At 52.1% G+C, this 23,612-nt stretch carries 20 protein-coding genes; 8 read left to right on the plus strand and 12 right to left on the minus strand.

The window, feature by feature from the left end; translation table 11 throughout:
* Window positions 1-2: 2 nt before the first annotated feature.
* Window positions 3-2,141 (plus strand): fibronectin type III domain-containing protein, encoded by a 2,139-nt coding sequence (locus ACYU87_RS20960; RefSeq protein WP_461136058.1) that lies wholly within the window; start codon window positions 3-5, stop codon window positions 2,139-2,141.
* 249 nt (window positions 2,142-2,390) lie between these two features.
* Entirely contained in the window at window positions 2,391-3,440 is a 1,050-nt protein-coding gene (locus ACYU87_RS20965; RefSeq protein ID WP_461136059.1) for a methyltransferase, read from the plus strand.
* Window positions 3,441-3,467: 27 nt separating this feature from the next.
* Here the strand turns inward: ACYU87_RS20965 and ACYU87_RS20970 are convergent, their stop codons facing one another.
* The 7 genes from ACYU87_RS20970 to ACYU87_RS21000 all read right to left on the minus strand — a co-directional run bounded on the left by ACYU87_RS20970 (window position 3,468) and on the right by ACYU87_RS21000 (window position 10,583).
* A complete protein-coding gene (locus tag ACYU87_RS20970; RefSeq protein ID WP_461136060.1) occupies window positions 3,468-4,073 on the minus strand; it encodes a DUF1684 domain-containing protein in 606 nt (201 codons plus the stop codon).
* Between the two features lie 117 nt (window positions 4,074-4,190).
* Entirely contained in the window at window positions 4,191-6,956 is a 2,766-nt protein-coding gene (locus ACYU87_RS20975) for a putative Ig domain-containing protein (protein WP_461136061.1), read from the minus strand.
* Between the two features lie 644 nt (window positions 6,957-7,600).
* Window positions 7,601-7,966 carry a VOC family protein gene (locus ACYU87_RS20980; protein ID WP_461136062.1) on the minus strand — a complete coding sequence of 122 codons (366 nt, stop codon included), beginning with the start codon at window positions 7,964-7,966 and terminating at the stop codon, window positions 7,601-7,603.
* Between the two features lie 5 nt (window positions 7,967-7,971).
* Window positions 7,972-9,009: an aldo/keto reductase gene (locus ACYU87_RS20985; protein WP_461136063.1), complete on the minus strand. Its 1,038-nt coding sequence runs from the start codon at window positions 9,007-9,009 to the stop codon at window positions 7,972-7,974.
* Window positions 9,010-9,261: 252 nt separating this feature from the next.
* Complete coding sequence (locus tag ACYU87_RS20990) at window positions 9,262-9,924, minus strand: mannitol dehydrogenase family protein (RefSeq protein WP_461136064.1); 663 nt, start codon at window positions 9,922-9,924, stop codon at window positions 9,262-9,264.
* 147 nt (window positions 9,925-10,071) lie between these two features.
* Window positions 10,072-10,383, minus strand: a complete 312-nt coding sequence (locus ACYU87_RS20995; protein WP_461136065.1) for a hypothetical protein — start codon at window positions 10,381-10,383, stop codon at window positions 10,072-10,074.
* 29 nt (window positions 10,384-10,412) lie between these two features.
* Entirely contained in the window at window positions 10,413-10,583 is a 171-nt protein-coding gene (locus ACYU87_RS21000) for a hypothetical protein (protein ID WP_461136066.1), read from the minus strand.
* A 424-nt stretch (window positions 10,584-11,007) separates the two neighbouring features.
* On the opposite strand from ACYU87_RS21000, the gene ACYU87_RS21005 reads away from it, so the two are divergent.
* Both ACYU87_RS21005 and ACYU87_RS21010 read left to right on the plus strand, forming a co-directional pair.
* Window positions 11,008-12,045, plus strand: a complete 1,038-nt coding sequence (locus ACYU87_RS21005) for a LacI family DNA-binding transcriptional regulator (protein WP_461136067.1) — start codon at window positions 11,008-11,010, stop codon at window positions 12,043-12,045.
* Between the two features lie 177 nt (window positions 12,046-12,222).
* Window positions 12,223-12,942, plus strand: coding sequence for a DUF3108 domain-containing protein (locus ACYU87_RS21010; protein ID WP_461136068.1), 720 nt, complete (start codon window positions 12,223-12,225; stop codon window positions 12,940-12,942).
* Between the two features lie 125 nt (window positions 12,943-13,067).
* On the opposite strand, the gene ACYU87_RS21015 is transcribed toward ACYU87_RS21010, so the two are convergent.
* Entirely contained in the window at window positions 13,068-15,548 is a 2,481-nt protein-coding gene (locus ACYU87_RS21015) for a ribonucleoside-diphosphate reductase subunit alpha (RefSeq protein WP_461136069.1), read from the minus strand.
* A gap of 603 nt (window positions 15,549-16,151) precedes the next feature.
* On the opposite strand from ACYU87_RS21015, the gene ACYU87_RS21020 reads away from it, so the two are divergent.
* The 4 genes from ACYU87_RS21020 (at window position 16,152) to ACYU87_RS21035 (ending at window position 19,235) form a co-directional block, all read left to right on the plus strand.
* Window positions 16,152-16,424 carry a type B 50S ribosomal protein L31 gene (locus ACYU87_RS21020; RefSeq protein ID WP_460937723.1) on the plus strand — a complete coding sequence of 91 codons (273 nt, stop codon included), beginning with the start codon at window positions 16,152-16,154 and terminating at the stop codon, window positions 16,422-16,424.
* Between the two features lie 180 nt (window positions 16,425-16,604).
* Window positions 16,605-17,387, plus strand: a complete 783-nt coding sequence (locus ACYU87_RS21025) for an acyl-[acyl-carrier-protein] thioesterase (protein ID WP_461136070.1) — start codon at window positions 16,605-16,607, stop codon at window positions 17,385-17,387.
* A gap of 64 nt (window positions 17,388-17,451) precedes the next feature.
* The gene (locus ACYU87_RS21030; protein WP_461136071.1) at window positions 17,452-18,360 is read left to right on the plus strand and encodes a 2-oxoadipate dioxygenase/decarboxylase family protein; all 909 of its coding nucleotides are present in this window, start codon (window positions 17,452-17,454) and stop codon (window positions 18,358-18,360) included.
* Between the two features lie 17 nt (window positions 18,361-18,377).
* Complete coding sequence (locus tag ACYU87_RS21035; RefSeq protein WP_461136072.1) at window positions 18,378-19,235, plus strand: sugar phosphate isomerase/epimerase family protein; 858 nt, start codon at window positions 18,378-18,380, stop codon at window positions 19,233-19,235.
* Window positions 19,236-19,288: 53 nt separating this feature from the next.
* Here ACYU87_RS21035 and ACYU87_RS21040 read toward each other — a convergent pair whose 3' ends face one another.
* The 4 genes from ACYU87_RS21040 to ACYU87_RS21055 form a co-directional block, all read right to left on the minus strand.
* Window positions 19,289-20,464, minus strand: a complete 1,176-nt coding sequence (locus ACYU87_RS21040) for an exo-beta-N-acetylmuramidase NamZ family protein (protein WP_461136333.1) — start codon at window positions 20,462-20,464, stop codon at window positions 19,289-19,291.
* Window positions 20,465-20,595: 131 nt separating this feature from the next.
* Window positions 20,596-21,663, minus strand: coding sequence for an aminotransferase class I/II-fold pyridoxal phosphate-dependent enzyme (locus ACYU87_RS21045; RefSeq protein WP_461136073.1), 1,068 nt, complete (start codon window positions 21,661-21,663; stop codon window positions 20,596-20,598).
* On the minus strand, window positions 21,660-22,682 hold the full coding sequence (locus ACYU87_RS21050; RefSeq protein ID WP_461136074.1) for a dipeptide epimerase: 1,023 nt from the start codon (window positions 22,680-22,682) through the stop codon (window positions 21,660-21,662). The genes ACYU87_RS21045 and ACYU87_RS21050 overlap by 4 nt, the downstream gene beginning before the upstream one ends.
* A 27-nt stretch (window positions 22,683-22,709) precedes the next feature.
* The gene (locus ACYU87_RS21055) at window positions 22,710-23,360 is read right to left on the minus strand and encodes a response regulator (RefSeq protein WP_461136075.1); all 651 of its coding nucleotides are present in this window, start codon (window positions 23,358-23,360) and stop codon (window positions 22,710-22,712) included.
* Between the last annotated feature and the right edge of the window lie 252 nt (window positions 23,361-23,612).

Genomic DNA, 23,612 nt, shown 5'->3' on the forward strand with positions numbered 1-23,612 from the left:
ACATGAACCAGTTTATTTATTCATTACTCAGTACGTTGCTCGCCACGGGTGTGTTTGCCCAGCAACAACCGGTGTACAACGTCATGACGTACCCATCTCCCAGGGGGATCTATGTACAGGTAACCCTGGCCGATACAAACGATTTATACCAGAAAGCCCAGTCGTTTGCTGTCCGGCGTACCGAAAAGGGAACCGATTCCGATCAGGGTCGGCTTGTGGGTACGCTACGGCCTACCACCTCGGCTGCCCAGTTCGAAGACCTGGTCGGTAGCGCTAAGTATAACCAGTTTGTTCGGACGTTTGGGTTTACGTCAAAGGCTGAAGTTGACCGATTCCTCACCGATCCGGCCCGGCGAGATGCTCGCCAGTTGTTATCTGCTACTGACATTGCTTTTTCGCGGGGATTGGGCGAGGTTTTTCTGGATACAGAAGTAAAACCCGGCGGCTTTTACGGCTACCGGGTGGTGCGGCTCGATAAGGCTGGTGTTGAGCAGGAGGTTGACCGGCGCGTGGTCCTTAACCAGGCCAACCCCGCGATCCGCAGCGTAAAAACCGACCTACGGCGCATTGTTGGCACCGACAGTGCCGTGCGCTTCTCCTGGAACGTATCGTACCCACCCATAGCCCTGCCCACCGATCCGGCGTCTCTGAGCGTCAACAGCTTTGCTGAATTAAAAGCGGTTGCCTTACAGCGCCCCGCTCTATTTTCAACTTTTCCGGTGGGGGCACTCAATACGACTTTCGCGGTGTATTACCGACTGAACAACGAGGCACGGTGGCGTTTTCTGGAGAAACATACCGCCACTGCCGACAGCGCCGGGCAGTTCTACACCACGGCCCGCATCGGTTGTAAGCCCGACGATGTGGTTGAAACCAGGCTGATTCCCGAAGACTACGCGGGTAACCAGGGCGACACGTCAGCAGTGGCGCGTGGCGTGGCCGTTACCAATAGCAAGGTCGAATACATCTACGGACTTAACAGCCGTGACACGACCAGCGCCATTTATCTGTGGTGGAAAAAACTATCCGCGAAGCCCTATTATTCGGGTATCGAGTTGTCGCGTACCTCGGCCAATACAGCCCCGAAAGTACTGGCCATTCTGCCCGTCGATGCCACCAGCTATACCGATCCGGACGTGTACCCGGCGGGTGAGTTGTTTACGTATTCCATTCGACCGCTGTTTGTTCCGTTTCAGGATTTAAAGCAGGAAATTCCGGCCATGACCGCTCAATCCTGCACTAAATTCCGGCGACCAACCCCGGCCTTCAACCTACGCGTTGACACGACAGGACGCTTACCTCGCCTGGTTTGGGATACGGCCGATGATAAATCAGGGTACGCCTTCCATGTGTACCGTGGTCAAAGCCCTACGGATATGGCTCCCATTGGATTGCCCGTGAAGGCCAGAGAATTTGTCGACTCAGCCAACTTTCTTTCGCCCCGGGTCACGTATTTCTACGCCGTACAGGCCATGAACCTAACCCAGGACGTCAGCGTCCTGTCGGATTACATAACCTACCGTCCCACCGTTGCCTATGCGCCAGTAGAGTTTTCGTCGCCCAACCTGATTCAGCATGAAATCATCAATAACGATGCTTTTCTAAGCTGGTCGGATATGCGACTGAACGACAATTACATCCAGGGGTATGCCTTGCAGCGCAAGCGGCAATCCGAACCCGACAGGGCTTTCAGAACGCTGCACGACGGTACGTGGACGCAGCCTAGTTTTACGGATACCACGTTTGTGCTGGGCGTTGCCTACGTGTACCGGGTCGCTTCGGTGGGACTCTCCGGCGAGCGGGGCCAGTATTCTCTACCCGTCAGCGTATATGGGAATCCCGTAGCCAGTGAGCTGCCTGCTATTGAGGAAGTTTCCCTGGTCAATATGTCGACCAGCATCCGCGTGTCGTGGCCGCCGATAGAGCCGGGTGGGATCGTAGGATACCGGGTGGTACGGCGCGAGCCCACCCAACGTACGTTTACCACTGTGGGAAAACTGAGCCAGGGTACGTTCGATTTCAACGACCAGGGGGTCAAGCCGGGCAAAACGTATGTCTACGCAGTGCAGTCCATCGGCCCCAACAAGCAGGAATCGCCTATTCGCACCACCCGGTCAATTTATCGGCAGGCCACCCGGTAGATATAACTGTTTCCTACCCCACTTAATTTATGTAAGAAAACGTGTCTGCCTCCCGAATGCAGGTATTCAGCGGGAATCATTGGACGCCGGTAGCCGGACGGTTGCTTATGTACTTTCTGCTATTTCAGGTCTTTTGCCAAGGTGGTCAGTCTTAACCCCATTTTGGCGAAAGGCCTCTTTTCGGGAAACCGATGGTATCTTTGGCATTCGCCCGAACTGGCTAATCCGGTCAGCAAACGTAGAACCAACATGCTCAACACTCCTCAACTCGATCTGGCTCCCATTACGCGACATCTACGGGCTATGTATGGCTCCCGCCTGTTAGTTGCCGCCGTTCATCACCTGCCTGTATTTGACCAATTAGGCGATAAGCCGCAGTCCCTGGCTGACATCAGCCATCGGCTGGGCCTCAGCGAACGCCCGGCTATGGTTCTCTTTCCGGCTCTGTGCGCCATGGGTCTACTCACGTACGACGAAACGGACCGACTGGCCATTACCGCGCTGGGCCGTTACCTGACGGAGTCGCAAACGCCTAATCTGACGGGCTATACAGGCCTGGAGAAAGAGGACAACGGCGTTGTTGAGATGGCGGCCCGACTCCGGAACGATGGCCCCCTGGATACAACCGAGGGCATTTCGTTCGTGAAGGAAGGAGAAGGCCCCTCGCCTATGGACGACCCGGATCTGGCCCGCAAATTCACGCTGGGCCTGGCCGGACGAGCCCGACACCTGTCACCCATTGTGGCGGCCAACCTCACCAGGCGCGAAGGGCATCTGCTCGACGTGGCCGGAGGAACCGGCTTTTACACCTACGAATGGTTGTTAGCCAACCCCACCTCAACCGCGACCATTCTCGACAGACCGGCCGTGCTGGCCGTAGCCGCTGAGATACTGGACGAATTCAGTCAAAGTGGCCGGCCGGGCGCGCATACTATACGGGATCGGGTACGTTTTCAGCCGGGCGATATGCTGACGGATGATCTTCCGCAAACGGATATTTTGCTGGCTGCCAGCCTCTTTCATGACTGGCCTGTGCCAACCTGTCAGTGGCTGGCGCATCGCTTTGCCTCGGCCCTGCGCGACGGTGGAGAACTATGGGTACACGATGCCTTTCTGAACGATACACTCGATGGACCATTACCCGTAACCGACTATTCTGCCCAGCTTTTCTGGGGAACCAAAGGCCGGTGCTACAGTCGGGCCGAGTACAGAGGCTGGCTGGCCGAAGCTGGCCTGAAGCCCACGGATGAAAACATCCCAACGCAAATGGACTACGGACTAATCTGGGCCAGGAAGTAATTCTGACGCGCAGGACGCCCCTGGCCATTAATGCTCCTTCCCAAACGTTTTTTCACCGGCCTCGACGGGTACCGTCATCCGATTGTTTTTGGGTGGTATTGGGCAGGGATATCCCTCTTTGAAGGCACAGTAAGGATTATAGGCTTTATTAAAATCCAGCGTCACGCGCCCATTCTGGATGTCGCCCGTGCGTAGGTCAAGGTAGCGACCGCCCCCGTACGTTTCTTTTCCAGAGGTGCTGTCCTTGAAGGGCAGAAACAAATAATCACGGTATTCCGGTATCCGAATAACGTTCAGATTTCGGTAAAGGGTTAATTGCTGCGGCTTGCCGCGGAGCACAAATGAGAGCAATGCGTAGGCAACGTGCGGTCTTGTCATGCCGTTGTAGGTTGGCATGTCGAAGGGTTCGGCCTTCGGTATCCGCTCCACCGTGGCCGTTATGCGATAGGTTGAGTCGGCTGCGTAAAACTGAATATAGGCTAAATCTTCCTCGGCGGTCAACGGTCCACCAGCGGAAGCCATCAGGTCTTTTTTGTACGTCTCGCGGTGTTTGTCCAGTTGTTCAGCAAAGGGGGTTTGCGCAAGAACCACCCTAAAGGACAAACAAGACAGCAGAATTAACAGAAGGCGCATATCGAGTTTGGTCAGAAAATGAAAGCAGGCTATTTATCAGCCGCTGTGCCGACCAAAGGTAAGAAATGATCGGGAAGGTCAGCCAGGTAGCTTCGTGACTAATCTGGCTGACCTTTGCTATTGTTTGAGTAGTTTCAGGCTGGCTATGTGTCGGCCGTCGGCTTCGATACGCAGCAGGTATAATCCCGTTTTAAACTGGCTCACATCCACTTTGATCTGATTTGCCAGCGTGGTATAGCCCAGTGGTTTCGTCAATCCGTCCAGTGTTGCAACGCTTACGTTCAGTTTCGCTTTCTGATAGGCCATCGGAATCATCACCAGGGCATAATCGGCCGTTGGGTTCGGTAAGATCCGCCACGCCAGGGGCTCCTCGTCTGCCAATGAAGCGGCCAGTCGGGAACCCGCATTGCAGTACACGGTTGTGGCCTGGAACGGATTGGCGGCCCCAACGATCTGCAAAACAACCTGATGCGGTCCGGCTGTTGTCAGGTTACCCGGTGCGTCATAACTAAACGCGTGCTGCCCGTTATCGCCAAAAGCGGTGGCCAGATCCTGACGGTACGCATTGGCCGTCAGCGTAGTTACCGGAATACCATCCCAGTTGACGTTTACCTGCACCGCAGCGTTGGGGGTGCCCGCGTCCCTGGCCCAGCCGTACTGCCGGCTGCAATCAGAAATATCGACCCATCCCTGCGGACTCACCAGCGTTGTGGGCAAGGGCGTAGGTGTTGTCGGTACGGGTGTTGTCGGGGGCGGTGTCGTTACCGGGGGCGTTGTGGGCGTCGTTACAGGTGGGGCGGGCGTGGGCGGCACGGCATTACCAGCACAAGTCAGGGTAAATGTACCGCCATTCAATACGTAACCACTGTTCTGAACGCGAACCGTAACACTGATGTCACTGCCGGTTTTTAACGCATCAGGCGTATCGAAGTTATAGCCGTGATAGCCATTGCCTTTACCGGCGGCAACCAGGTCGGGCCGAAATTGAGACGCAGTTTGCGTCGATACCACCTGGCCACCGGCAACGACTTCAATCACAACGGCATCGTTAGCCGCTGAACTCGTATAGATCCAGCCATTCAGGGTAGAGCAACCTTTTCCGTCTACGTATCCTTCGTAATTACCGGTCGCCGTTGGCTGTCCGCCGTTAATGACCAAGGTAGCGGTTGTCTCGACGTACAGATTGGCGGGGTCGGTGGCCCGAATGCGTATCGTATACGTCCCCGTCTCCGAAGGGGTTCCACTGATGGTCAGACCCGAAGCGGACAAGCCAGCCGGTAATCCACTAATGGTATATGTTAGCGCTGCGTTTTCGGGATCGGCAAACGTATTGCCCGAAATCGTTGCCTCGTACCGCTGATTTCGCGTTGCGGTACCCAGGTTTACCGACGCTGACACGGTTGGAGCCTGATTGGAGGAGGGCGGCTGCGCTGGATTCGTGGGGTTCCCCGTTGGTCTGTCGCCTGTTTTATGGGCCGTAAATAGTTCCGAGAACTCCCCCGTCCAGGCGGGTGAACTGGATTGAATCCGCACCTTCACCCGGCCATCTGCCCACACGGGCAACACGAATTCCAGTACATTCCCGACCTGGCTGGCGGATACGTTATCCACCAAACTGCCCCCTTCAGTATACACATCTATGGTGTACTGATTGCCGGAGTTAATGGGCGCGGTAACCATGTACGGGAGTTGAATGGGCTCACCACCGTTCCGATTGATCGGGAATACGTAGCCGGCCGTAATGCTGGGTGTTGCGGAAGGCTGGCTGGGCTGGCACTGCGAGAAGAAGGCATCGGAAAGGGCCTGATTCCACCAGTCGGCTACCTGCGGGTATACCGCATCTTTGAAGTGCAACCCATCCGACCGCCAGTCGGGCCCGATAAAGCCATCGGTCGATATGCCGGGAAAGCAGTTGTTAACCTGACTGATAAGCTGCTCCTGGGCGTTGATGATGTTTTGGTCGTAATCGTGTCCATTACCAGGAAAGTACGATACTTTGGAGATAACCCAGCTTAGGGCACCCATGCCCGACTGCGATCGGCTTTTGTTAATAACAGTCGTTAGGTTATTGACATAGTCCCCCTGCGAAACAGCGCTGTTATCGGACTCGCCCTGATGCCACAAAACCGCCCGAACCCCACTGCGTTTGATGTAGTACATAATGGCTACCCCAAACGGACGATACGGTGACGATTTGGTGAACGAGGCAACATTTTCGACTCCGTTCGCGGCATCGCGCCATTCCGACGAGGAGGTTGCCCCGTAGGAAGCCCCCAGAAACATAACCGGCACACCCAGGCGAGCCACCAGTCGGTCGCCCAGACCACCCCAGATGTACATGGCCCCGTGCGGTCCCGACTGCGCGCCGTTACCGGCCTGTACCAGCTGTTTGGGCAATGCCGTTTCATCAATATTTCCCTGCGGCCAGTTGTAGTAACCCAGCACCGATACCCGATCGTCCTGGGCGTTGAGGTTATTGGCATAAGGAGAACCGTACTGGTTCGACTGCCCGGCCGTAATGAAGACTTCACCCACGCCTACCCGATCCAGGGTCCAGTTTCCCACCTCGGAGCCGCCCGCCAGCGCCCGAACCTGAAGACTATACCAGCCCCCCATCAGGGGTAACGAACCGGAGAAGGCGCCGTTACCGGCCGATCCGATGGTTGTCCAATCGACCGATTGCCCGCCGTTGAGGGCTGTAGCTTTAACCTGAAAACTGGAAGCGGAAGCCGGGCAATTGCCCTGAATAGGCACCTGGGCACGATTGCCATTATCACGTTGAAAGACCATCCGGGAGAGCGGCATGGTAATCTGCGAATAGCCACGCAGAGGCAGTAAAAAAAAGAGCGCAGAAATAGTCCAGTAGAAACGGTTCATGGGCATAAAGCGGCTTGGTTAGTAAAGAGGAATGAAAATCAGTCATCGGATGGTGGTGTTTATAAGTAAGCAGTCAGCGGAATCCCGGCTGGGGCCCCGTAACAAATTCATCGCTTGTTTTTGGTGGATTGATAGCCTGTAGGAACTGACAGGCTTTTATAAGACTATTCGTTGCCTGGCAAAAAAATACCGCAAGAACAGGAAGCTGTAGAAGCACCACCCGTCGGCTCGCAAGATCAATTGATGATCCATGAACGGGTGTTACTTAGTAGCGAATTGGGTGAAAAGGAATGCTTACTATATAGGCTTACTCCGTTTCAACGCAAAAGTCGGCGGTTGCTTATACGAACCTGATGCAACGGGCAGCCACGATCCGAATCAGCTCATGTAAACGCACGATGGATTTGTTCGTTCTTCTTGCATCTAGATTGTCCGTTTTGGGTTCTAACGGCGTTCAGACTACGAAAAACTCCCCATCGGCAGGGTACCGAAACGACATACACCTGCTTACTTAATTTTAATGTATTTTTAATATAAGCGTGCCCATTTCTGTCGTCAGTCCACCTTGCTTATGTGGTCAACGATAGAAATGGGCATGCTAAACCGCAATAGTATCCAGAAGTTATGTTACCGGGCGCGGACTAATCCCCCTACACGTTTGGGCCGTTGAAGGAAAGCAACTCGATACGATTCCCAAACGGATCGCGGAAGAAAAACCGCTGGCGTCCGTCGATGTCCGATGAGTAGGCAATAGCCACACCTTTTCGCACCAGTTCCTGCTTTGCCGCAGCCAGATCGGCGACTTCAAAAGCCGGGTGCCGCAGCGACAAACCCCCTCCTGTTTCTTCCCGCAGGTGCAGTTGTATATTGGCAATCTCGAACCAGATGGCTCCTCCGGGGTGCTCGCCCGGAATCTCAGTAAGGCCTAAAACTTGACTGTAAAACGTTCTGGCCTCGGTTGTTCTTCCTTCCGGAATAGGCAGCAGTATATGGTCGAATCGCGTAAACTGAATCATTGGAACTAGTAGAACCTGGGAGGTGGATTCAAGGTCAGGTTCTGACGCTGATGCCAATACGGATAAATGGTCGGCACATCGCTGGCGGCATCCAGTTTCTTCACTTGGTCGATGGTCAGATTCCAACCGACGGCATCCAGATTTTGTTTGAGTTGCTCTTCGTTGCGGGCACCAATGATAATGCTCGATACGGTTGGCCGTTGCAGCAGCCAGTTGAGCGACACCTGCGCCACCGACTTACCTGTTTCGGCGGCTATTTCTTCCAGCACATCCGTAATAGCGTAAAAGACCTCTTCCGAAACCGCCGACTGCGGCACCGGACTTTTTCCTTCAGATACCCGACCTTCGGTGGGTGCGGGCTTGGTACGGCCGTATTTACCGCCCAGACGGCCACCCGCCAGCGGGCTCCAGACAAAGGCACCCACCTGCTGATCAAGGCCCAGTGGCATCAGCTCCCATTCGTACTCCCGGTTTACCAGCGAGTAATAAACCTGGTGGGCTACAAACCGATTCCAGCCGTATTTCTCGGAAATGGCCAACGATTTCATCAGGTGCCAACCCGAATAATTCGAGCAGGCAATGTAACGAACCATGCCGCTCTGCACCAGATCATCCAGCGTACGCATGGTTTCTTCCAGCGGAGTGACCCCGTCGAAACCATGCATGTGGTAAATGTCGATGTAATCGGTTTTCAGGCGTTTCAAACTGCTTTCGCACTGCCTGAGCAAGTGAAACCGCGATGACCCCTGGTTATTGGGGCCTTCACCGAAGGAGAACGTAGCCTTGGTTGAGATCAGCAACCTGTCACGCTTTCCGGCAGTGGCCTGACCCAGAATTTCTTCCGCGAGCCCATCCGAATAAACGTCGGCGGTATCGAACAGATTAACACCTGCATCAAGGCAAAGATCGACTAGCCGCGTAGCCTCGTCGGCCTGCGTACTGCCCCACCCTTTAAAAAATTCGTTCCCCCCGCCAAACGTAGCCGTACCGAAACTTAGTACCGGCACCTGCAATCCTGATCCTCCTAATTGTCTGTATTCCATGAGTTGAGTCATTTTCAGACTTTTACAGCCTGCTTTTCTGACAAAACCCCGTGGCTCAGCTAAAGGTTATTTCTGTGAAGCAAGTGGTGTCTGTTTTAAAAAACGAATACCACTTGCTTCACTTACTCCTAGGCTCGTGTCCTCCCGGGCCGCACTTTCATGTAGACACAAAACGGTTCGCGAAGACATGAGCCCAGGATACGGATCCAAGCTGAGGACACAACTCCGGTAAAAGTTATTTCCGGTACTGCGTCAGGCCATTACGCCTTTGTGCAGTTCAGCCTCTTCCTCCCAGAAAGCGCAAAGGGTTTGTTTCAACGAAAAAGCAAGCCCATAACAGGCAATCTGATTTCGGTATGATTTATACGGGGCCACAAACTGCGGGAACGAACGCAGATTGGCGGGAGCTAAAGGCGAGATGGCCAGAACAGACAGCACATCACCTTCCCGTAGCAACGTCCAGTCAGAAGCGGTAAGTTGTGGCTCGTCCACCAGATAGTCCTGTCCTTTATCATCGACCCCCGCTTGCAGATAGTGCCCGTAAGCCGCCAGCAAAAACGCCAGTGACGATACATCTTTCCCCTGATCGAGCCGGTCGAGTAGCGTTGGAATGACGAATGCCTGTAGTTTAGATGCGCCATCGCGGCACAACCGGCTCAGCGAGTCACTTTCATCCAGACTGGTCAGGCAGTTTACTAATTGAATAATCGTTTCCTCTACGTCTTCAGAAAGATCCATAGAGGCCAGCGTCTTGCCCGTTGTCGTTAAAAATGTACGCAGATAGGTGTTAATGTGTCCATCTCCCATAGCTTCCTGCACGGTTCGATGGCCGGCCAGAAAAGCCGGATACGCCAGCACACTATGCGAAGCCGTTACGAGGGGGCGTGTTGAAGCCTCCTGAGTGGTTGTAAACATAAGAAGTTGATGTTGAGTAGTATTGATGTCGAATCAGCGCGTGCTTGTTTCACCATGCCGGACATGGCGGGCAATACGAACGAACCGGAGACATACATGTGCCGGTGTTCGTACTGCCCGCTATTCCTGACAGGAAAAGAACGTTACTTACGCAAAAAAACTGGGTCTTCTGAACGTCCCGGCTGGTTGCCAGCTAGCATCCCGACGACGCAAAGCCTGTGCGATCGTAATAATCTGATCGGCCAGTTTACCCTGCTCTTCAATATCGCCCTGGTCGTAGTTTTTTTGCCGACCCGGTTCCCATTCGAACAGTTCGGTCTTGGCGTCGTAAATACCAACGGGGATCCGTTTTGTATTTTTTGACAGATTTTGTAGAACGGACATGGCCTCTGACTGAGTAGACGCGCCAAGGTGATGATACTGTCCGTTAAGCATATATAAAACAGAGAAACGATTCATGTTGATGAAAATTAAATGTGTGTTATGGTTTAGCGATTGCCAGCCAGAAATGACCCACCGAATGGAGTCTGATGACGGGACAGTGCTTCGAAAACCCCGGCATGCCGATTGATAAATAACAGAATTGATTCCCGGACCAGGTTGCGCAGGCTGCCTGCCGTTGCCTGGTTCGTTGTGTTATGATTGTGTATGAAGTTCATCTTTTTGCCTGTTTAGCGGTCCAGTCCGGGAATGTGTTTTATACTCGTTTAAGCTTCCCGAAAAATAGACCTGTTGATATGCCAGCGAATGCCTTTCTTATTCATTTCTGAGCCGCCATCTACCTCCTCTACGCGTATACATACACCAGATAAGCCGCTCTTTAATAAGCTGATTCACATTGACATGCTATTCGTTTATCAGCTATAAAACCCCAACAAAATTAGTTTGGTTTAAACGTTTCAACGTTTCAGGCTCCAATCGGCAAAAGTTCTTTATATAGCAATCTAACCTTATTAAAATAATACAATTATATAGCTTATTTTATTCCTTTTCTATGAATTTTTTAATCTCGAATGAATATCACGAACAATTCGATTGTTTAAACGATTAAATTATTTATTGCCTTTTTCCTATATTCGCTGCATGATCAAGAAGACATCGCTGAAAGATATTGCTCAGTTGGTGGGCGTATCGACAACGCTTGTTTCCTATGTGCTTAACAATCAGAAGATAAATAGGATCAATAAACAAGTTGCCCAGAAAATCCGGGAAGTTGCCAAATCATTAAATTATCAGCCAAACCAGATTGCCAAGAGTCTTAAAACAAACAGGACTTACACAATAGGCCTGGTTGTATCTGATATTTCGAATCCGTTTTCGTCGTCACTGGCGCGCATTATCGAAGATGAAGCGGATACGCACAACTACACCGTTCTTTTCGGCAGTTCAGACGAGAAGCTTCCGAAAGCCCAGAAGCTGATTACGACGCTGCTCAACAGGCAGGTTGATGGGTTATTGATTGCTCCCCCCGAAGGCATTGAGCCGCAGCTCGCCGAGTTGCAGCAGCAAGGCACTCCGTTTGTGTTACTTGACCGCTATTTTCCGGAACTCAAAACCAATTATGTGGCGCTGGACAACTACAAAGCGATTCACAAGGCGGTACAGCACCTGATCGACTCAGGGTATCGGCGTATTGGATTGATCACGTTTCAGACGAGTTTGATCACGCTGCTGGATCGCAAGCAGGGTTACCTGTCGGCGCTGAAGGATAACCGGATTCCAGTTCGGAAAACGTGGGTGAAAGAGTTAGGCATTGGGTCAATAGAAGCCGATGTCCGAAAAGCAGTGACCGACCTCACCACGGGAGCAAGACCCGTCGATGCGCTCCTGTTTGCGTCCAACACACTTGCTTTATATGGGTTGCAACAGCTCAACGCGCTGCACCTGAGCGTTCCTGAACAGGTAGCCGTTGTCAGCATCGACCAGGCCGAATCCTACAACCTGTTTCAGACCCCGATAACGTACATAAAGCAGCCTCTGCTGGAAATGGGCCAGCTAGCCACCAAAATTCTGCTGGATGCTATCAAGAAGAACAACACCATCACGCAGGCCAATCTCGAAGGCGAGCTGGTGATTCATGAATCAACACGGGCGGTTGACAGAGTAACAAAGTTGACGTAGTACTTAAGCAAGGCGTACGACTTACTAGGCCAGTTGGGACTTCCATTTCAGCGTTTTAGTTGACACAACGCCTGTCCCGAAGTCAGCCTGTAATCCTGTTCTTTAGCCGCTCGTACTATAGTCAACCCTTATTGTTGCGGGGGAGAACATTTTGCCTCGTCAACCAATAACAAAATTATGAAATCTTTATTAAGCTTTATTTTACTGGGCTGTTATAGCCTGAGTCACGGTCAATTGACACCATCCACTAAAAGTGTTGAAAAGCGATGGATTAAGAACGAAGCCTATAAAATGGCATGGTATATGGTTCGCGATACAGTACAGACGGAAATAGGTACCGTATCCACTCAGTTGATGACGGACAAAGATCGCTTGATAGCGGTGACATCGGTGACAATGAAGGGTATGAAGGGAGATTGGATCGATTCGTCTATTTGTGTTCGGAATACATTGAGTCCGGTTCGTCATGCGTCTTACAATAGGCAAAGAGATATGGTCCTGAACTTTGGTAAGGTCGTTACCGGATTCTATCGAGACAAGATGCGCAAGAAGGCTACGACCATTAACGACACCACCGTAATCCCCTATTTCGATAGCAACCTCTACCCGGTTCTGATTCGTTGGTTACCACTTAAAGAGGGCTTCACCCAGCAAATCGCCATATACGATTATAACCCGTCTGCCAAAATTGGCGTAATCAGCGCATCAGTTAATGAGGTAAGCAGTGATACGTATACCAGTAAAACATCAGGTCTTAGAAACGTGTGGGCAGTCAGTGTTACGGATGAGATCAGCAATGGGAAAAGCACCTATTTCATTGACAAGAAGGATCGTAGACTCTGGAAACAAACGATAGAAGCAGATGGACGCAGCATGATGATGGTTATCATCGAGTAACATCTTATACTTGTTACAATAAGAGCCGTAGCGGGTCATCTGATTGACTTACTGCATGGGCAATAATAAACATGCCACGACTGATAAGCCGTGGCATGTTTATTATCTTAGAACATGTTGGTCCATTAACTACCGCACATCTCGCAACCTTCCGGATCGTCGAGTGAGCAGGTCATGGCGGCATACTGCTGTTCGAGGTCCGTTACCATCGGTACGGGTTGTGGCGTCATGTGTTGAGCGTGCTCCTTGGCGTACTGCACGTAATCGAGGGGTTTTTCGACGGTGACGGCTTCGGCCATGACCGGCTCCAGCTGGGGCTCGGCTTGTGGCTGTACCACCGTAAACTTCACCGCGTCGGAGGCCGCTTTCGTGCGGAGATAGTACATACCCGTTTTCAAGCCCGCTTTCCAGGCGTAGAAGTGCATGGACGTCAGCTTGCCAAAGTTCGAATCCTGAATGTGGATGTTCAGCGACTGCGACTGGCAGATGTACGCACCCCGGTCGGCAGCCATGTCGATGATGTGCTTCTGTTTGATCTCCCAAACCGTTTTGTACAGGTCTTTGATGTTCTGCGGAATGTTCGGGATCGCCTGGATCGAGCCGTTGGCCAGAATCAGGTTGTTCTTCATCGCATCGTTCCAGAGACCGAGTTTGACAAGATCTTTCAGCAGGTGCTTGTTCACCACCACGAACTCGCCCGACAATACACGGCGGGTATAGATGTTGCTTGTGTATGGCTCGAAACACTCGTTGTTACCCAGAATCTGCGAGGTCGAAGCCGTTGGCATGGGTGCCAGCAGCAGCGAGTTCCGAACGCCGTGTTCAACGACATCCTTCCGCAGACTCTCCCAATCCCAGCGACCTGATTTTGGCTTCACCCCCCACATATCGAACTGAAACTGGCCTTCCGAAATCGGCGACCCTTTCCAGGTTTCGTAGGGACCTTCTTCTTTGGCCTGCTCCATCGACGACGTCATGGCACCAAAGTAAATGGTCTCAAAAATATCTTCGTTCAGGCGACGCGCTTCATCCGATTCAAACGGCATCCGCAGCATGATGAATGCATCGGCCAGTCCCTGCACACCAATGCCAATTGGCCGGTGGCGCATGTTGCTCCGGCGAGCTTCTTCAACCGGGTAATAGTTGATGTCGATGATCTTGTTGAGGTTGCGGGTGGCCGTTTTGGTCACGTCGTACAACTTCTGGTGATCGAACCGCATGATTCCGTCCGGATCGCGCTTGATAAATTTCGGTAACGCAATGGACGCCAGGTTACAGACCGCTATTTCGTCGGGTGCCGTGTACTCGATAATTTCGGTACAGAGGTTCGATGACTTAATGGTACCAAGGTTCTTCTGGTTCGACTTTTTATTGGCCGCATCCTTGTACAGCATGTAGGGCGTACCGGTTTCGGTTTGCGATTCCAGAATTTTGAACCACAGCTCCTGCGCCTTGATCGTCCGGCGGGCACGGCCTTCGCGTTCGTAGCGGGTATACAACGCTTCGAATTCATCGCCGTAGCAATCCGCCAGACCGGGGCACTCGTGGGGGCAGAACAACGACCAGACATCGTCGTCTTCCACCCGCTTCATGAACAGATCGGGCGTCCAGAGGGCGTAGAACAAATCGCGGGCGCGACCTTCTTCTTTACCGGAGTTCTTTTTCAGATCCAGGAAATCGAACACATCGGCATGCCAGGGCTCCAGATAGATGGCAAAGGAGCCTTTCCGCTTACCTCCGCCCTGATCTACATAGCGAGCCGTGTCATTGAAGACGCGCAGCATCGGCACAATCCCGTTGGATGTCCCGTTGGTGCCTTTAATGTAGGTACCCGTAGCCCGTACATTGTGAATGCTCAGGCCAATTCCCCCCGCCGACTGCGAAATCTTGGCGGTTTGTTTCAACGTGTCGTAAATACCGTCGATGGAATCATCTTTCATCGTCAGCAGGAAACAGCTCGACATTTGCGGCTTGGGTGTTCCGGCATTGAACAGCGTTGGCGTAGCGTGCGTGAACCACTTCTCGGAAAGCAGGTGATACGTCTCGATGGCCGCATCAATGTCATCCTGGTGAATACCAACGGCCACCCGCATCAGCATGTGCTGCGGACGTTCGGCAATCCGGCCATCCAGTTTCAGCAGATACGACTTCTCGAGGGTTTTGTACCCGAAATAATCATAGCCATAATCCCGGTCGTAGATGATCGTCGAATCCAGAAGCGCTGCGTGCTTGCGTACAGCTTCATAGACCTCTTTCGAGATCAGTGAGGCATTCTCGCCGGTTTTTGGATCTTCGTACTGGTACAGTTTCTTAATCGTCCCGGAAAACGACTTGTTCGTTTCCTTGTGCAGGTTGGAGATAGCAATCCGGGCGGCCAGAATGGCGTAGTCCGGGTGCTTGGTCGTCATCGACGCAGCTGTTTCGGCAGCCAGGTTGTCGAGTTCAGTGGTTTTTACACCGTCATAAAGACCACTAACGACTTTTACGGCTACCTCGACCGGCTGCACATAAGCCGGATCAAGGCCGTAACATAGTTTCTCGATCCGAGCGGTGATTTTGTCGAATTTAACCGACTCCCGGCGGCCATCGCGTTTAACTACAAACATGAGCGTTTGGGTAAGTTTAAGAGTATAAAAAAGATGACTAATTCAATTTAAAGTAGAAGTATATAGGTTCGGGAGTAACAGTAAGGGGCTATTGCTCTTTCTGAAGGCTATTGATGTATACCATACCCGAACAAGATCAACCACAGCCAAAGGCTATTACTGAATCGAATGGCGTTCTAAAGTTCTTTTGAAATAGACGGAAAAGCAACCCATATGGTTCGGGTACATTGATCAATTCCGGAGAGGTTCAACTCTACCAATCAGGTTAATAAATTGTTAAGGCGTCAGTACTAGGCACTTAACAATATCCTTTTGGCAAGCTGATTTGGGAAATAAAAAACAGATTTTATTAATCGGGTAATAAAGTGAAACGTACTTGGTGTAGCTCAGCAAAGGACGTATACTTCATTGGAAAAATACAGAGAAAGATAGAAAGCAGCAAGGCTCCATTACTGGATTATTAGGAAACGGTACAGTTTTAGTTGTCTCATAATCACCCCATAAAAGAAGCTAGAAAAGCCTTGGCTATTCCATCGAAAGGCCGTACATTTGCAGTCCTTTTCGGTCGGAAACCGAGAAGATGATAAGAAACTGAGATCAATCATGAAAAAGGGCATTCACCCGGATTACCGCGAAGTGGTATTCCACGACTTGTCGAGCGACTATAAATTTCTGACCCGCTCTACCGTTCAAACCAAAGACACCATCGAGTACGAAGGCCAGACCTATCCGCTCGTGAAAATTGAAGTTAGCTCGCAGTCGCACCCATTTTATACGGGTAAAAACGTACTGCTCGATACGGCCGGTCGTGTGGACAAGTTCCGCAAACGTTACGGTACCAAAGAAAACGCAACGCCAACATCGACTGCCCAGTAGTCCGTTCGTTCGCTTGAAACTCCCCCGTTGCGGCCAACGCAACGGGGGAGTTTTTTTTGTGCCAGTATGTTTTCCGGTGTTCGCAAAAACACGAATCTCGGAGACAGAATATACATAACTCATCAGGTATAGGTTTATCGCTACCGGACCAGCAAACAAGATTAGTCGTAGCTTTACACCATGGCTTTTATCCAGACAGATACCTTCACCGTGCGCGGCTACGAGTGCGATGCTTTTGGCCGGATGAGCATTCCGGCCCTGATGAACCTGATGCAGGAGTCGGCCAATCGCAACGCTATTAATTACGGCATCGGCATTTCCGATCTGGCTGGCAACGGTTTTGGCTGGATGCTGATGCGCTTTTGCCTGCGAATGCACCACTACCCGCGTTACGGCCAGACGATCCGGCTGATGACGTACCCCACCACAGTCGACAAGTATTTTATTCATCGCGATTTTCGGGTGGTTGCCGACGATGGAACCCTGCTGGCCGATGCCGGTAGCACCTGGCTTGTTTTCAGTATGGAAAAGCGGAGTATGGTGCCGCTACCCGACTTTATTCGGCGCCTGAGTCCACCAACCGACGTTGATGCGTTGCCTACGCTACCCCTTAAACCCGATTTCCAAACAGCTGCCTTTTTGCCAACGGACACGAAACGCGTTGAGGTTGGCTGGTTGAGCATTGATCAAAACAAGCACGTCAATAATGTGGCTTATGTCCAGTGGCTGCTCGAAGCAGTTGACGCCAACGTATTGCAGACGCGGGAAATTGCTGAAATTGATTTAGTTTACCGCATTGAAACCCATTGGCACGATTGGCTGGAGATTCAGTCAGCGAACGAGACCGAGTCGTCGATACGCCATCGAATCGTACAGACCGAGTCCGGTAAAGATGTATTGCTGGCCAGGAGCCAATGGCGGGAAAGTATTCAGGACCAGACAGGCTCCGACTGTTTGAGTTGACAGGGAAAATGGATTCGTTTTACAGCAAACAGCCGGAGTCTGTTTGAGCATCTTCCGATCAAATATGACCAATTCACCAACAACCACCACACTAGACGATGTACTGGCTGGCCTGATGCGTCGATACCGTGAGCGGGTTCCCGATGTGCAGAAAGTACTGGACGCTATGCTCGATGCGGGCGTTATTCAGTCGCCGGATGAGGTTGAGAATGATCACATTGCCTTCCGGACAATGGGCGTACCCAATCTGGGACTGGCCTCGTTCGAGAAACTATTTCTGCACCTCGGCTACGAACGGCGCGACGCCTACGACTTCGTTGAGAAAAAATTATCGGCTTACTGGTATAGCCCACCCCGGCAAGACTTACCGCGAATTTTCGCCAGTGAGTTACGCGTCGATGAATTATCGGCGGAGGCCCGGCGTATCATTCACCGATACACCGGTACCGTCACGAGCGATCCCGTCGATTCGCTGAATTTAAACGACGCCAACGCGATCGATCAGTTTCTGCACCAGCCCCTTTGGGAAACACCCACGCTGGCCGACTACCGGACGCTGTTGACCGAAAGTGAATATGCGGCCTGGGTAATTTACAACCGCTATTACCTGAATCATTTTACCATCAGTGTGCATAACCTCAAGCCGGGGTACAACACCATCGACGAGTTTGTGGCCTTTCTGCAGGAGCAGGGTATACGGCTCAATTCGGCGGGCGGCATCATCAAAGTTAGTCCGGATGGTGATCTGCGCCAGGCCTCTACCGTGGCCCAGATGATTGATGCCCGATTTGCCGATGGTGAAACGTTCCGCATCGCGGGTTCTTACGTGGAGTTTGCCGAACGGCGCGTTTTACCTCCTTTCCGGAACCTCCCCGCCGATCAGATCACCCGCCAGCACCGACGCGAAGGCTTCGAAACAGGCAACGCCGACAAGATTTTTGAGAGTACGTTCACCACCCAGACGGGTAACTAGTTTACGGTAAAACAAGCATGACAAACACTCGCTCCATGAACGCAAAATCGATGTGCTTACTGGCCGGGCTGCTGCTGGTTGGTCTGGTTGCCCTGGCGCAGAAACCGGCCCCTGTGGGCCTACAGCTGTATAGTTTCCGGACGCAGTTCGCGAACGATGTGCCGGGAACCATGGCAAAGGTGAAAGCGATGGGGTTTCGGGAAGTAGAGGTGGCGGGTACGTATGGCCTGAGCTTAACCGATTTCCGGAAGTTACTGGACCAGAATAACATCAAGGCCATCAGCACGGGAGTCAGTTATGAGGATCTGGACAATAATGTGCCCAAGATCATTGCCGAAGCCAAAGCTCTGGGAGTGAAATACGTGGTTTGTACCTGGATTCCACACGCAGGTGATGCGTTCACCATTTACGATGCCGACCGGGCTATCGACGTGTTCAATACAGCCGGGAAACTACTGGCGGAGAATGGACTTACCTTCTGCTATCACAATTACGGTTACGAGTTTCAGACGTACAAAGACGGCACATTTTTCGATTATCTGGCCGAGAACCTGGACCCCAAATCCGTTAACTTCGAGATGGACGTTTTCTGGGTGAAAGCCCCCGGCTACGATCCCGTTGCGCTTCTGCAGAAATACCACAAACGATTTTTGCTGATGCACCTTAAAGACCGTAAACCCGGCACGCCCGAAAGCAACAATGGCCATTCCGACGTTGAGTCCAACGTGACGCTGGGACAGGGCGATGTAGGCATTGCAGCCATTATGAAGCAGGCCAGAAAATCGGGAGTGAAACACATCTTCATTGAAGACGAATCGTCGCGATCAATGGAACAAATGCTCCCCAGCCTGGCCTTTTTATCGGGACTGCGGTGAAACACCCGGACAAAAGTTGCATTCGTGTCTGATCAGTAATTCTCTCCCGACCATTAGGGATAGAGCAGGTACTTTTTGCGTAACGTCTTGAATGCCGAAAGCCCCGGCTCCCAGCTTTTGCGAATCTCAGCTTCCGGCGTACCGGCAATAATTTGCTTTCTCAGGTTCTCGGTGCCCGCCAGCTTGTCGAAGTTGCCTATTTGCTTGCTTTGGGTGCCATCGAAAAAGCGTTCCTTGTCGGGATAGGCTTTGTATAACTCCATCAACCAGGCCAGATTAAGCTGTTTACGTTTGCGAAGGCTAGCTGTATCGTACTGGCGCAGATCGAGCCCGTAACAATCTGTATCCTGATGGAGTGGTGTTTCGCTCATACCTTTCAGACTGACCGGCTTGAACGAGAACGCATATTTCCCTTTGAGAGCAGGTGCGCCCAACACTGTAAACGGCATGTAGGTACCTCGTCCCTGGCTGATAATTGTCCCCTCGAACCAGCAAATACTGGGATAGAGCAGGATTGCCTGCTGTGTGTTCAGGTTGGGCGACGGAAACACAGGCAACGCATAAGGCATATCGTGGGTGTAATTGGCAACCTTAACAATTCGCAGTTTACACTGGGCCCGATTCGGTAGCCAGCCCTCGCCGTTTATCAATTGCGCAAATTCGCCAATGGTCAGGCCATGACTGATCGGAATGCGGTGCATACCAATACCCGAATGCAGATGATCTTCCAGGATAGGGCCATCGACCAGGTAGCCATTGGGGTTGGGTCGGTCCAGAATCAATAGCTCCTTACCATTCTCAGCACAAGCCTCCATAACGTGATCCAGTGTATTGATGTACGTATAGAAACGGGCACCCACATCCTGAATATCGTAGATCAACAGGTCAATGTCCGCCAGTTGGTCGCGGGAGGGTTTCTTGTTCTTGCCGTATAACGAGATGACGGGTATACCGGTTTTAGCATCCACTTCGTCGCTGACCTTCGCGCCGTTGCTGGCATTTCCCCGAAAGCCGTGCTCAGGCCCGAAGACTTTCACGATTTTAACACCCCGACTCAGCAGACTGTCGACACTGGGACGGCGGCCAATGATGGAGGTCTGATTGACAACCAACCCAACCCGCTTGCCGTTGAGGTAAGGCAGGTATTGGTCCACCTGATCGGCACCAGTCAGAATGGGGGCGGGCGGCCCGGACGTAGCCGTCGGCGGCACTACAGAAACAGTTGACATCCCCAGAGACAGGATGATGAGCGCTAGTATGGGCGATGTAAGCAGGCGTTTGACTGGTTGTTTCATGGGGTACGTTTTTATGGTGGACAACAGATCGGCCCGGTCAAGATAGGGTCAGCAATTCGACTACACTAGCTGGACATCGACGCGGCCAGCCGTTCAATATCCGCTACTTCATGAAATGCACTGATCACGATGCGGGTATTGGCCCGGTCGGCTGCCGTTGGGTAAGCGAACGAGTAAATCAGGATATTTTTCTGCAGCAATTGCGCATATAACGGATCATGCTCGGTAAAAAATACGGGGTACCCACTCGCATGATGAAATAATCCAGTTGGCAACAGGTGTTCTTCAGCCAACTTTACATTCCGTTGAAGCCGCTCCCGCCCTTCGGCGTACAGGGCATCGGCCCGCAAGAAAGCATCCAGACAGGCTGGTGGCATAGGCGAACAGGCCCCGAAAAAAGCCGTTTGCCGGATGAGCGTTATGGTAGCCATATCCCCAAAAACCACCCCGCCCGGCAACCCCATTCCTTTGGCCAGCGACCCGGTACCGACCACACGAATTGGCGCGGGATCATCGCCTGATATACGCGGGATTGAAGACCAGATACCCCGGCCCTCATTCAATACGCCCAGACCGTGGGAGTCATCGACCACCAGCGTGATGGGCCGGTCATTGGGCAAGGTATTGACCCAATCGAACGTGTAATAGTCGGAACAAACGGCGTCCAGTGAATTGACCAGAATAGCCACCGGACCCGGAGGAAGCCGGTTTAGTTGATCGGGCAATTGGGCTGTCCAGTCAGAAAAGGGCAATGAGGGTAGTGTGACCGTCGGTGAGTGCCAGAGCGCCGGATGTGCTTTGGGAGCGTAGACAAAGGTACAGTGCTGGCTTTGCAGCCAGTTAATAACAACCTGACCGGCCATCATACCCGATGAGAGCGTCAGGGCTGATTCGGCTCCGATGCGGGTAGCCAGCTTCGATTCGGCTTCTTCATACACACCGATGCGCACGTTTCCATTCCGGGAACTACCAAAAACCGTACCATACCGGCGCATACTTTCCATCATCAACTGGTGAAAACCCGGATGCTGGGGTATGCCCAGATAGGCGGTTCCACTAAAGAAAAGATACGCCTGGCCGTTATGGTCTATCGTTCGGTTGGGAAGTTGATCTATGTGAAAAACAGCACTCATTCGCTCATCAATAAGGTTGCGCCGGTGCCATTCTCCTGAGCGTAAACGACTCTGCCCTGATCGAATGTAACGCCCGTGGCCGGGTCGTTGGCAAGTAGCATGGCTCCATCCAGATCGGCATAATCGAGCAGGGGCAGTAATTGCGCAATGGCCGAAATGCCAACGCTTGATTCGGTCATGCAACCCACCATGACACGCAAACCCAATTCGCGCGCCCGACTAATCATGCGCCGGGCGGGGGTCAGCCCGCCACATTTCGTCAGTTTGATATTCACTCCGTGAAAGTGCCCCGCACACCGGTCAACATCGCTTTCCACAATACAGCTTTCATCGGCCATAATAGGCAGGGCGCTTTGTTCGTACATCTGCTTGGCCCCCTCCCAATCATCGGCGGGGAGGGGTTGCTCGATAAACTCAACCCCCAACGCTTTCAGTTGCCCGGATTTAGCCACGGCGTCGGCCGCCGACCAGCCGCCGTTTGCATCCACCCGAAAAACAGCATCGGTGTGCTGGCGCAAGGCGTTGACAAGCGCTATGTCGAGTTCGGGACGTCCCAGTTTGATTTTATACAATGGCCAGGGGCATTCCTGCATCTTTTCGATCATCCGTTCGGGCGTATCCAGCCCAATGGTATAATCGGTCAGCGGGCTATTGGCGGGGTCCAGCTTCCAGAGTTTGTAGAGTGGTTGCTGCTGTTTTTTTGCCCATAAATCCCAGGCGGCCTGATCGAGCGCGCATAAGGCGAATGGATTTTGTGCCAGGTACGGCTGTACCTCCGTCCAGAAACGTTCGGGGTCCGTGAGCGAGTGGGTTTCTATCTGGTTTCTTACGGCTTCGAGGGCTGCCACCATCCCATCCATGGTAATACCATAGTAGCGGGTTGCGGTGGCCTCGCCGAATCCGCGGTACGCGCCATCCCGCAACTCAACGATCAGCGTTGGCTGTACATCACGGCTGTCATGCGCAATGGTAAAGGTGTGTCTTAGCCGAAGATCGATCCGGTGAACGAGCAATTGCATAGTGTAAAGATAGGAGAAAGGGCGCTTCTACAACGTTATCAAACCGCGCCGGAGTCCTTCAATAACCATACCTACGCGGGTTTTCACATTCATTTTCTGGAAGATAACCTCCCGATAGCCATCTACCGTACGCGGACTTACGCACATTATATCGGCAATCTCGGTGTAAGTCAGTTCGCTGCACGCACTTTTCAGAAATTCAAGCTCGCGGCCATTCAGCACAAAAGGCAACTTGGGGCTGCTTTCGGGAGAAGCATTCAGGTTTCGGATCAGTTGGGTGGTCAGGAATTCGGAGTAGTAGTAGCCCTTTTCCATGATCTCGTCCAATGCCAGACGAAACTCGGATGGACGGCATCCTTTCAGTAAGTAGCCACGGGCTCCGTCGCGGATGATTCGAATGATGTGTTCTTCCCGGTCATCCATTGACAGAGCCAGTATTTTTATGGTCGGGTACAGCTTCCGCAGATGCATGGCCGTTTCGAACCCGTCCATAACCGGCATGCTCAAATCCAGCAGTAAAATATCGGGTATCTGGGTACTGGTAGCCAGCTGATCCAGCAGGTCGCTCCCATTCTCGGCAACAAGCGACACGTCGTAATTCTCGAATTTCCGGATCATGTCTGACAAAGCAGCAGCCAATAAAGTATGATCGTCAGCGATGGCTATAAGGGCAGACATGGGTAATATACGTTATGAGTGCCTAAAAGTATAAGCTAAAGCGGTATACACAATGGTCTGCTCAGCTTATATCTACCTCAACCCTACCCCAGGGAATTATTATAGCAAGCCAGAAATTGTGCCCGTAAAGCACAAAACTGGCAAAAAGCCTTTTTTGTCTAGAATTTAGTCTATATTTTTTAAAAGGTAACCTATTAATGGCTCTACTAGCAGCCTCTGGTGAATCGATGCCGATCCGTGGTTGGTAACCCA

It is taken from the genome of Spirosoma lituiforme (genome assembly GCF_054776635.1).

Bases quoted from the DNA above. Each gene is read 5' to 3' on its own strand.
- ACYU87_RS21045 (WP_461136073.1), bottom strand. From the start codon at position 21,663: ATGAGTGCTGTTTTTCACATAGATCAACTTCCCAACCGAACGATAGAC.
- ACYU87_RS20995 (WP_461136065.1), bottom strand. From the start codon at position 10,383: ATGAATCGTTTCTCTGTTTTATATATGCTTAACGGACAGTATCATCAC.
- ACYU87_RS21015 (WP_461136069.1), bottom strand. From the start codon at position 15,548: ATGTTTGTAGTTAAACGCGATGGCCGCCGGGAGTCGGTTAAATTCGAC.
- ACYU87_RS21010 (WP_461136068.1), top strand. From the start codon at position 12,223: ATGAAATCTTTATTAAGCTTTATTTTACTGGGCTGTTATAGCCTGAGT.
- ACYU87_RS21040 (WP_461136333.1), bottom strand. From the start codon at position 20,464: ATGTCAACTGTTTCTGTAGTGCCGCCGACGGCTACGTCCGGGCCGCCC.
- ACYU87_RS21020 (WP_460937723.1), top strand. From the start codon at position 16,152: ATGAAAAAGGGCATTCACCCGGATTACCGCGAAGTGGTATTCCACGAC.
- ACYU87_RS20975 (WP_461136061.1), bottom strand. From the start codon at position 6,956: ATGCCCATGAACCGTTTCTACTGGACTATTTCTGCGCTCTTTTTTTTA.
- ACYU87_RS20985 (WP_461136063.1), bottom strand. From the start codon at position 9,009: ATGGAATACAGACAATTAGGAGGATCAGGATTGCAGGTGCCGGTACTA.
- ACYU87_RS21005 (WP_461136067.1), top strand. From the start codon at position 11,008: ATGATCAAGAAGACATCGCTGAAAGATATTGCTCAGTTGGTGGGCGTA.
- ACYU87_RS21035 (WP_461136072.1), top strand. From the start codon at position 18,378: ATGACAAACACTCGCTCCATGAACGCAAAATCGATGTGCTTACTGGCC.
- ACYU87_RS20960 (WP_461136058.1), top strand. From the start codon at position 3: ATGAACCAGTTTATTTATTCATTACTCAGTACGTTGCTCGCCACGGGT.
- ACYU87_RS20990 (WP_461136064.1), bottom strand. From the start codon at position 9,924: ATGTTTACAACCACTCAGGAGGCTTCAACACGCCCCCTCGTAACGGCT.
- ACYU87_RS21050 (WP_461136074.1), bottom strand. From the start codon at position 22,682: ATGCAATTGCTCGTTCACCGGATCGATCTTCGGCTAAGACACACCTTT.
- ACYU87_RS20970 (WP_461136060.1), bottom strand. From the start codon at position 4,073: ATGCGCCTTCTGTTAATTCTGCTGTCTTGTTTGTCCTTTAGGGTGGTT.
- ACYU87_RS20980 (WP_461136062.1), bottom strand. From the start codon at position 7,966: ATGATTCAGTTTACGCGATTCGACCATATACTGCTGCCTATTCCGGAA.
- ACYU87_RS21000 (WP_461136066.1), bottom strand. From the start codon at position 10,583: ATGAACTTCATACACAATCATAACACAACGAACCAGGCAACGGCAGGC.
- ACYU87_RS21030 (WP_461136071.1), top strand. From the start codon at position 17,452: ATGACCAATTCACCAACAACCACCACACTAGACGATGTACTGGCTGGC.
- ACYU87_RS21055 (WP_461136075.1), bottom strand. From the start codon at position 23,360: ATGTCTGCCCTTATAGCCATCGCTGACGATCATACTTTATTGGCTGCT.
- ACYU87_RS20965 (WP_461136059.1), top strand. From the start codon at position 2,391: ATGCTCAACACTCCTCAACTCGATCTGGCTCCCATTACGCGACATCTA.
- ACYU87_RS21025 (WP_461136070.1), top strand. From the start codon at position 16,605: ATGGCTTTTATCCAGACAGATACCTTCACCGTGCGCGGCTACGAGTGC.